At 58.6% G+C, this 5,809-nt stretch carries 8 protein-coding genes and 1 pseudogene; 4 read left to right on the top strand and 5 right to left on the bottom strand.

What is annotated here, in order from left to right; genetic code table 11:
- The 3 genes and pseudogenes from LGH70_RS23385 to LGH70_RS23375 all read left to right on the top strand — a co-directional run.
- A pseudogene (locus LGH70_RS23385) lies at positions 1–259 on the top strand (hypothetical protein); the annotation flags it as partial.
- A 10-nt stretch (positions 260–269) separates the two neighbouring features.
- Positions 270–545 (top strand): hypothetical protein, encoded by a 276-nt coding sequence (locus LGH70_RS23380; protein WP_226190909.1) that lies wholly within the window; start codon positions 270–272, stop codon positions 543–545.
- A 49-nt stretch (positions 546–594) separates the two neighbouring features.
- Complete coding sequence (locus LGH70_RS23375) at positions 595–1,005, top strand: STAS/SEC14 domain-containing protein (protein WP_226190907.1); 411 nt, start codon at positions 595–597, stop codon at positions 1,003–1,005.
- Positions 1,006–1,198: 193 nt separating this feature from the next.
- Here the strand turns inward: LGH70_RS23375 and LGH70_RS23370 are convergent, their stop codons facing one another.
- The 5 genes from LGH70_RS23370 to LGH70_RS23350 all read right to left on the bottom strand — a co-directional run bounded on the left by LGH70_RS23370 (position 1,199) and on the right by LGH70_RS23350 (position 4,820).
- Complete coding sequence (locus LGH70_RS23370; protein ID WP_149072961.1) at positions 1,199–2,227, bottom strand: DUF1259 domain-containing protein; 1,029 nt, start codon at positions 2,225–2,227, stop codon at positions 1,199–1,201.
- A 134-nt stretch (positions 2,228–2,361) separates the two neighbouring features.
- Positions 2,362–2,877 (bottom strand): hypothetical protein, encoded by a 516-nt coding sequence (locus LGH70_RS23365; RefSeq protein WP_226190905.1) that lies wholly within the window; start codon positions 2,875–2,877, stop codon positions 2,362–2,364.
- 17 nt (positions 2,878–2,894) lie between these two features.
- Positions 2,895–3,839, bottom strand: a complete 945-nt coding sequence (locus LGH70_RS23360; RefSeq protein ID WP_226190903.1) for a relaxase/mobilization nuclease domain-containing protein — start codon at positions 3,837–3,839, stop codon at positions 2,895–2,897.
- Entirely contained in the window at positions 3,836–4,228 is a 393-nt protein-coding gene (locus tag LGH70_RS23355) for a plasmid mobilization protein (RefSeq protein WP_208309563.1), read from the bottom strand. Before LGH70_RS23355 ends, LGH70_RS23360 begins: the two co-directional genes overlap by 4 nt.
- Before the next feature lie 310 nt (positions 4,229–4,538).
- On the bottom strand, positions 4,539–4,820 hold the full coding sequence (locus LGH70_RS23350; RefSeq protein WP_226190901.1) for a hypothetical protein: 282 nt from the start codon (positions 4,818–4,820) through the stop codon (positions 4,539–4,541).
- Between the two features lie 220 nt (positions 4,821–5,040).
- Between LGH70_RS23350 and LGH70_RS23345 the strand changes: the two genes are divergently transcribed.
- The coding region (locus LGH70_RS23345) for a replication initiation protein (protein ID WP_226190899.1) at positions 5,041–5,809 on the top strand (769 nt) is incomplete at its 3' end.

Genomic DNA, 5,809 nt, shown 5'->3' with positions numbered 1-5,809 from the left:
CGACCTAGTGGCCACCGCTCAGGACGTGCCGGGCGTCCAACAGAGCCACCTCGACAACGCCGCCCGCATCCTCGACGAGCTACGCATCACCGACGCCAAGCACCGCCAAACCATCCTGGCCAGTGCGGCGCACGTTGCGGAAGTCAACCGCTACAATCACGACCTGAAAACGGGCAAGGTCAAGGCATCTCGTAATCCGGGGGGCCTGCTGCTCGTGCGCCTGGGCCTGGTCGCGGCCAAAGTCGTGAAGCCTGCCTAAGCCTTTTCCCATGCGGCAAAAAATCTACCTGGAACTCGTCGTTCTCAAACCGGAAAACGCGGTGCACCTCACCGACGCCGAACAGCAAGCCATTCCGTGCCATTTTCTGCTCGCTCAGGAGGCCGAAAAGCGGATGATGGTCATCGAGTACACCCCGGGGTCCGAACGGGCCACTAGGGAACGGATTATTGCCGTGCACCTGCGGGCCTACGCCCGCCGCTACCACATCATCAGCTACGAGGTCTTTGACGACTTTGTCCCAGTCCTGCCGGCTTCCCTGCAGTGATTATGCTTCTTCCAACAAAAGGGAAAGAATAACCTACTTGCTTTGCAGCATGATTCAAGAACTCAAGTCCGCCCTGGGCAAAGTCTATCTCACCATCGAAACCGACACGGAAAACCGCTGGATTTTCACCGATTGGCAGGGCTATCTGACCGCTGAGAACATCAAATCGGGCGCCCAAGCCTATACCGATGCCCTGGCTAAATCCGGGTTCTCCTGTGTGCTCAACGACACGCGCTCCGTCCGGGGACCATGGGACCACTCGATGGACTGGGTGATTAACGAGTGGGCTCCCAACGCCGCCAAAGCCGGTTTGCAACACTTCGCCCTGATTTCTATGCCTGAAACTCTGGCCGATGGGTCGGCCGCCAACTTCTACGCCCAGCTCACCGCCTTCGAGGCCCAGGTTTTTGACAATCTAGTCGATGCCAAAAACTGGTTACGACAGTACAGCCAGCAGTAGCCGAGTAGGATTTAGGGGGCAGTGGGGAAGTACAAAAAGTGCGGCCACTGCCCCGGTTTTGTCCCTTAACATAATGTAGCTTATAATCCCAACCTCGGAATCGTGCCGGGTTTTCGCCCCACGGCCCCGACTCGCCAAACGTGGTATTTTGCCGGTTTAGGCCCTTAAAAAACGGGGCTGATTTACCGGCCTGTCAGTGCTTCATTTTCATGCCCGTTTTGCCCTTGCCCAACTGGTCGAGCGCGGCGCGGAAGCCGGCGGCGAGCTGCGCCGCCGGGCCGCGGCCGTAGTAGTGCAGGAACATCATGCGGGGCTGGTCAAACAACATGTGGTTGTGCACGGCCACGACCTCCAACTGGTGGGCGCGCAGGGCCTTTATAACCGGGTTTACTTCGTGCTCCAGCATAGCAATGTCGCCGGCAACGTGCGCGTCAGCTTGCTTGCCGGCAAACGCGGCCCACGAGTTCAGGCCAATGGCGGCGGTCATTTCCGTGCCCATCATCACCGATTGCAGGTCCGCCCGGCCCACGGTGTACTTGTAGGTGGGGCCGTTCACCGTGCCCTGGTACTGCACCACTTTGTCGAGCGCCGGAATATCAAACAGCTCCTTGCCGGTGGGCGGGCCGGGGGCCGGCGTGGCGTTATTGCCCACCTGCGCGGCCGGGGTGCCGCCGCTGGGCTTCGGCTGGTTGGCCGGCAGCAACTTGGAGTCCTTCAGCGCGGCGGCAAACTTGCGGGCCAGCTCGGCCGGGGCACCCATGCCGTGGATGTGCATGTAGAAGATGCGCGGTTCTTCGTAAAAAAAGTGGTTGTGTACGGCCCCGATTTCCAGCCCCTGGGCCAGCGCGGCCGACATAAGCGGGTTAACTTCCTCTTGCAGTAGCACCGTGTCGCTCATGAGCATGGCTGATTTGCCGTCGAGCGTGTGCTTGATGGCCACCCACCCGCCGAAGCCGAAGGAAATGGGCACCGGCTCCCCCTTGATGGTCACTTTCAAGTCGTTGCGCGGCAACGGGGTGCTGTGCGTGGCCTGCGCTTCAACGTAGGCCCCTTTCTTGCCCATCGCGGCCTCGATGGCGGCAATGTCGGCCGCGCTCAGCGGCGGGGTGTTGCCGGGGGCCGGGGCTTCGGCGAAGGAGGGCAAGGGGCCTAGCAGCAGCGGCGTGGTGGCCAGCGCCGTGGTTTTGAGCCAGTCACGGCGGGAAAAACGGGAATCGGACATAGAACAAGGAATGAATGAGACGGCTTAGGGTACGTAAGGTAAACGGTTGACTGTTCCTTCTCTGTGCTCAGGACGCGGCTTGTGGGCGCTTAACGTGCTGTATTCTCCGTTTCCTGAGAAGACCTCTAAAAGCCCTACTGTGGGAAATACTTCTTGACCAGCTTCGGATTGTCGCGCTTTAAGTCCCAATAACCCTGGGTCAGCCAATCCAGCGCCGTCTTTTTCTTGGCTTGCTCCTGCTGCAGCACCACGACCTGCGCCTCGGCGGCCGCTTTCTGCTGCCATAGGTAAGTGCTCAGGCTGACTAGGGCCAGCAGTAACGCAATCACCCCCAACCCCAGCCGTATACTGGTAAAGCCCCATACTTCCCCCACCACGGGCACACTGCGCGGAATCCGGTCAATCACCTGCTGCAGCTGCGCCGTGCCCGTGGTGAGCGTGTTTTCCACCTTCGTCGGCGTGGTCAGGTGCGGCTGGATGGCCTCCGCTACGCCCTGGTAGTTGATGGTAAAGCGCACTTCCTGCTTCACCTTGGCCAGCACCTCATCCAGTTCGGCCCGGCTCACCGGCCGGCCCTGCTCTAAGCTGCGCTTGTTCAGCGCCTCGATGCCGCGCCGGAGCGCGTTGATGTCTTGAAGTAGTTCCTGCATAAGTCGTTGCTGAAAAGTTAATCCCCCATCTCAAGGCCTCGGGACTGCTGCTTGCCCGGCTGCTGCTGGGCCTGCCGCTCTTTGGCCTGGGCGTACGCGGCTGCCAGCTTGGCCAGCGCGTAGTCCTGGCCCACCTGCTGCCACGCCTGGGCCGGGTCCTGGCCTAGCTCCCGGGCCTTGGCAAAGCCCATCTCCAGATTGCCGGCGCTGTACTCGCGGCCCACCTGGCTGCCCTTCACCCGGTGCCCGTCCTGGGCAAACACCACCCCGGCCGGGCTCCCGTCCTTGCGCCGCGTCAGCTCCAGTTCGATGCCGCGCGGGCGCAGCGCCTCGCGCAGCTCGTCGAAGCTGCGGGCCTCGCCCGCCGTGTAGCTCAGGGCGCGGCCGATCTCCTGCCGGGCGCGGCTCCAGTCGGCCGACTGTTCCTCTTTCGGGGTCGTGGCTTTCACCTGGGCCGGGGTCGGGCCGATTTCGCGGGCCTGCTTGCGGCCTACCTGGTCGGCCACGATCAGCCCATATTCCTGCTCGATACCCTTGCACACGTCCACGCTCCGGGAGCGGATAAACTGGTCGCTCACCGTCTGCCCGTCCAAATCCACCCGGTTCACCACCAGGTGCATGTGCGGGTGGGTCTTGTCCTGGTGCCGCACCACGGCCCACTGCGTGCTCTCCGGGTCGATGTTCAGCCCCTTTAGGTAGTCCTGGGCAATGCGGCCCATCACCTCGTTGGTCAGCTTCTCCTTTTCCTCGACCGGAAAGGCCAGCGCGACGTGCAGCACGGCCTTGCCTAGTCCGGGCCGCATGGCCCGCACCGCGTCGAAGTCCGCCGCCATATGCGCGGCGCTGTCCGTGCGCACCCCGTGCGCGGCCAGCACCTCGGCTCCTTTGCCGGGGGACTGCTCCTGCAGCACGTACCGGCACATGGCCCCAAACGACTGGTTCACCTTCACCTTGCCAATCATACCGCCTCGCCCGTGAGCCGCTTCAACAAGTGGTGCATCTGCCCGAGTACCGTTGTGGCCCCGCTGCGCTGGTCCTGGCCCAAGTGGGCCAGCTTGGTGAGCTGGTTCAGGTTCGCCGCCATGCCGGCCAGCTGCGCCAGCTGCCGCGCTTCCTCTGGGGTCGGCGGGGCCTGCAGTTTCGTGGCCGTGTTCTGTTTACGCCACACCGACCGCAGCACTTCGCCCTGGCTCAACTGGTACCGCTCGGCCTCCTGGGTCAGGCGCTCGTGCTCCGCATCGGTCAGCCGGACGCTCACGACGTGGCGCTGTTTTTCGGCCAGCGGGCCGGCCTTCCGGCCTCCTTTTCGGGGGCGGTGGGGAGTGGATTCAGGGGCTGCTAGGTCTGCCATAGATAGGTCCCCGAAGGGGCAAGTGTAGTGAGCCCAACGGGCGAACGTGTTTCCTGGATTGCGCGAAGCGCGATTCAGGAAACACATCTTGCGAAACACGTTGAACGAGTCCAGAACAGCCCACAAGGTACGGCTCCCCACACGTACGCGCAACCCCTGGGCCTCCCTTTTCTTTGTGCCCCCCTACCGGCTGCTCCTGGTCCTCTCCCTGCCGGCAACTTGGCCACCTCGCTCTGGCCACCAGCTGCACCACCTGGCCACCTCCCACCTAGTCATGTGTCCCCGGTCCGGCTCTGCTACCTCCCTCCTTTCAGCCCCCTCCCCGGCCTGCATCCTCAGCTGCTCCCGTTTCTGAGGCCGTAGCATTCCCAAGTTCAAAGCAGTACATAAGCTCAACAATAATATTTATAAGCCATTGATTATCAATAATATACAGTTTATAAAATGCGCGCAAGTCACTGGCTTCTAGGACTTTGCTGTTTTTGTTTTGTTCGCGCCGTTGTACCCCTGACCAGTCCCTAAAAGCTCTTTTTTTCTCGCGCGAACACCAATTGGTGTATTTGTAAAGCTTTGTTCTATTTGAGGGCTTCATAACGCGCTAATTTTGAGTCTGTTAACCCAATTGAAAACGGGTTTTAATGGGTCTCAAACGGGTTTTAATGGGTCTCAAACGGGTTTTAATGGGTCTCAAACGGGTTTTAATGGGTTTGAAAACGGGTTTTAATGGGTCTCAAACGGGTTTCAAAAGTGATATTTGTTTTTATAACCCGTTTTCCGCGTATAATTACGCTCGGAATCAATGAATAAGCCCCATGAGTAAAGAATTAGAAATCCGGCAACACAATGCTCTAACGAATGCTCGCTATGAGTACACTGAATTACAGCTTGACTTATTCTTCTTCTTGGTTTCAAAGCTGCGTAAGGACCAGAAGTCTGACACTTATGAGCTAAATATTAAGGAGTTATCGGCTTTAACTGGCAAAAAATATGATTTGGCTTATCTGCGGAAAGCCACTGAGGATATGGGCTCTCGAATGTTTGAGGTAGAAACTCCAGAGCGTCATGTGCAGCTCTGGATGTTCCGCAGCGTGGAGTACCTCAAAGGATTAGGCATCATAGAAGTCTCACTTTCTGACAAAATTATCCCTTATCTATTTGAGCTTCAAAGCAATTTCACCAGCTATGGCCTAGCATCGGCACTACGCCTCACTAGCAAATATGCTAAGCGGATTTATCCGATTTGTAGCCAGTGGAAGGACTTAGGTGAAACCAAAAAGCATGACATTCAAGATTTTAAGAGAATGCTCGGGCTCCTTGACGATAAAGGCATTGATAAGATGCCTAGGACCAGTGATTTCAGGAAAAGCGTATTGGACATAGCCGTTAAGCAAATCAATGAGCACACCGAGTTACACATTAGCTATGAGTTAGAAAAGCGTGGTAAAACCTTCAAAAACATTACGTTTAAGGTCAAACCTCAAGCTTTAGCCGACAATATTCCTTTCGACCTAGTGGCCACCGCTCAGGACGTGCCGGGCGTCCAACAGAGCCACCTCGACAACGCCGCCCGCATCCTCGACG

The sequence above is a fragment of the Hymenobacter nitidus genome (assembly GCF_020447315.1).
Lineage (GTDB): Bacteria > Bacteroidota > Bacteroidia > Cytophagales > Hymenobacteraceae > Hymenobacter > Hymenobacter nitidus.
Note: the sequence above shows the minus strand (reverse complement) of the source record. Positions and strands in the feature narration are given on the sequence as shown.